This window comes from Kitasatospora sp. NPDC088346, from assembly GCF_044740765.1.
In the GTDB taxonomy this organism is placed as follows: Bacteria; Actinomycetota; Actinomycetes; order Streptomycetales; family Streptomycetaceae; genus Kitasatospora.
This window is the reverse complement of the sequence record NZ_JBIURH010000159.1, coordinates 1-2212: the sequence shown is the minus strand read 5'-3', so window position 1 is coordinate 2212 and position 2212 is coordinate 1. Positions and strand designations below refer to the sequence as shown.

The 2212-nt window shown below is 69.2% G+C and carries 2 protein-coding genes; one reads left to right on the top strand and one right to left on the bottom strand.

The window, feature by feature from the left end; genetic code table 11:
* On the top strand, window positions 1–233 hold a 233-nt coding region (locus ACIOFR_RS42125), incomplete at its 5' end, for a hypothetical protein (RefSeq protein ID WP_401006118.1).
* Window positions 234–307: 74 nt separating this feature from the next.
* Here the strand turns inward: ACIOFR_RS42125 and ACIOFR_RS42120 are convergent.
* The gene (locus ACIOFR_RS42120) at window positions 308–1885 is read right to left on the bottom strand and encodes an SMI1/KNR4 family protein (protein WP_401006116.1); all 1578 of its coding nucleotides are present in this window, start codon (window positions 1883–1885) and stop codon (window positions 308–310) included.
* Window positions 1886–2212: the final 327 nt, after the last annotated feature.

Below are 2212 nucleotides of genomic sequence, written 5' to 3'. Positions count from 1 at the left end.
CCGTCCGCTGGCTGCCCCGTCCCAGCCGCAACCACACCCGCCCAACCGCAAAACCGCAGCTCATCGAGCTACAGCGCAGTTCACCACCACGCTCTGAAAAGAGCGCCTGGGAGAACGAGAAACGAGAGCCTCAGGAGGCGCTCGCCGAGGCGGTGGAGGACCTGGAGGGGGCGCGCGCGAGCCTGCGTCAGATGGTGCGGGCCGCGAGCACCGACTCCAGCGCGCCCCAGTGACCCAGGGAAAGACCAGCCCGCCGCGGCAGTTGTCGATCTACCAGCTTGGAGATGTTCGCGGGAGCGCAAGGGACTCAACTGCCACTGGGCCCGAAGGTGCTGGAAAGGCGGAACGCGTCACCGCCGCCACGGCCGAGGCGAGCCGACCAGGCCAGGGCGTCGTCGAAACTGACATCGGCACCCGCCAGACGCGCGGCAGCGAGGTTGGGCGGTGCGTTGCCTTCGTCCAGCAGGACGGACCACTGCTGTGCGGTGAGGACCAGGTAGCGCAGGCCGGGGAGATCGGCCACGACGGCGAGGTCTGTGGCGGCGGCTCGGGAGAGGTCCAGGCAGCGCAGGTTCGGGACGGCACGCAGCGGTGCGAGGTCGGTCGCGGCCGTGGTGCCCAGGTTCAGGACGGCGAGGTGGTGGTGGTCGACGAGGGGAGCCAGGTCGGTGCCGTCGAGGGTGATGTGCAGGGTCTCGACGGGCAGGGCGCGGACCGGGGCAAGATCCGTGGTAGCACCGTTGTGGAGCTGTAGCCGTCGTAGGTTCGGGGCGGCGGTGAGCGGGGTGAGGTCAACCGCGCCGGAGAGGGTGTTGATGGTGATGTCCTGGAGGGTCGGCGGGACCTCCGCCGGGATCTCGCCGACGGCTATTCCGCGGTCGAAGCCGCGGTCGGGCTCCCTCATGCGGATGTTGCCGTCCTGTACCTCGTACGCGCCTTCTTCCAGCAGGTCCAGGTAGTGGCCGAGCAGTGAGGTCACCGAGTCCGCGACGTACTCCGGGCCGTGGTCGTAGTCGCGGCCCATCCGGATGACCTGACCAGGTCGGCCCTTGCGGGCGGGGGCGGTGTCCACGGACAGGAAGTTGCCGTCCTGGCCAGAGGCGAAGGGAAGCCAGCCCAGGTGCCCGCCACAGCGCCGGACGGTATCGGCGGGGTCGGCATCGAAGACGACCGCGTCCCACTCCAAGTCCCAGCCGAACCAGACTGGTTCACTCCACTCAGCCTGGCATTCGACGAGGCCTTCCAGCGACAGCCAGAGGTTGTTGCCGAACAGGTTCAGGTTCTCGTAGCCGATGCCGTCTCCGTCGGCGATCAGGTACAGCGCCCGCAGGTCGGCGGGCAGCGGGCGGCCGAGGCGGCGTTCGGCCTCGTCGAGCGCAGTGGCCGAAGCGGGAGGCGGCAGTTGCTCGGGCTGCCCCAGGATCGATGCGCGGCGCTCCATGTACGCACGGAACCGGGCCACCGCCAGGTCCGGGTCGCCGGCCACGCCGCCCGTTCCCGGCTCCTGCCCGAGGCCCGGCTGGGGCAGCCGGTAGTCGTGATCGAGCACGACCTGGAAGCCGGTGCCGTTCCCGTGGGCGTTGGTGACCGCATCCGGGAATTCGACCAGGTCGAACTCTCCCGTCGGCCGCCACCGGACCTCCAGGCCGGCGTGCTCCCAGCCCCGGCTGGCGCGAATGGCCTCCGCCAGGCTCCACAGCTCGGGGTAGAAGTCGTAGCGGCGGAACGGCTGCCAGGGCTCCCCGGCTACGGTGTATCCACCGGACCTCAAGCACACACCGACACCCGCAGTGAAGTTCAGCACTGCCTCGGTCCAGCCCTCCGGCGCATGTCTGACGACGTCCGCGGCGATCCGCCGGATGACCTGCTCGGCCAGCTCAATCACGTCCTGTGCCCCCTCCTGTCGGCTTTGGCGGTCATCATCGCAGTGGGTCGTGACAGGGCACTCCACCGGTGTTCGGGCTGGTGGGCGAGAGGCCGAACCTGGTGGCGATGGCCGCGCTCGCGGGCCTCGGCACGCTCATCCGTGCGGTCCGACGTGGCGAGGCCGGCGTTGGCACAGGACACAGGTGGACCAGCAATCACCTACTTGCCTCATGTGCCAGAAGGACAATTTCGGGCTCTTGTGCTCCATCTGTGGGTCGCTGAGGAGCGCCTGACGCAGTACACGCCGTCCCCTGTGCAGATCTTGAGGTGTTGAGGCCCGAGATCG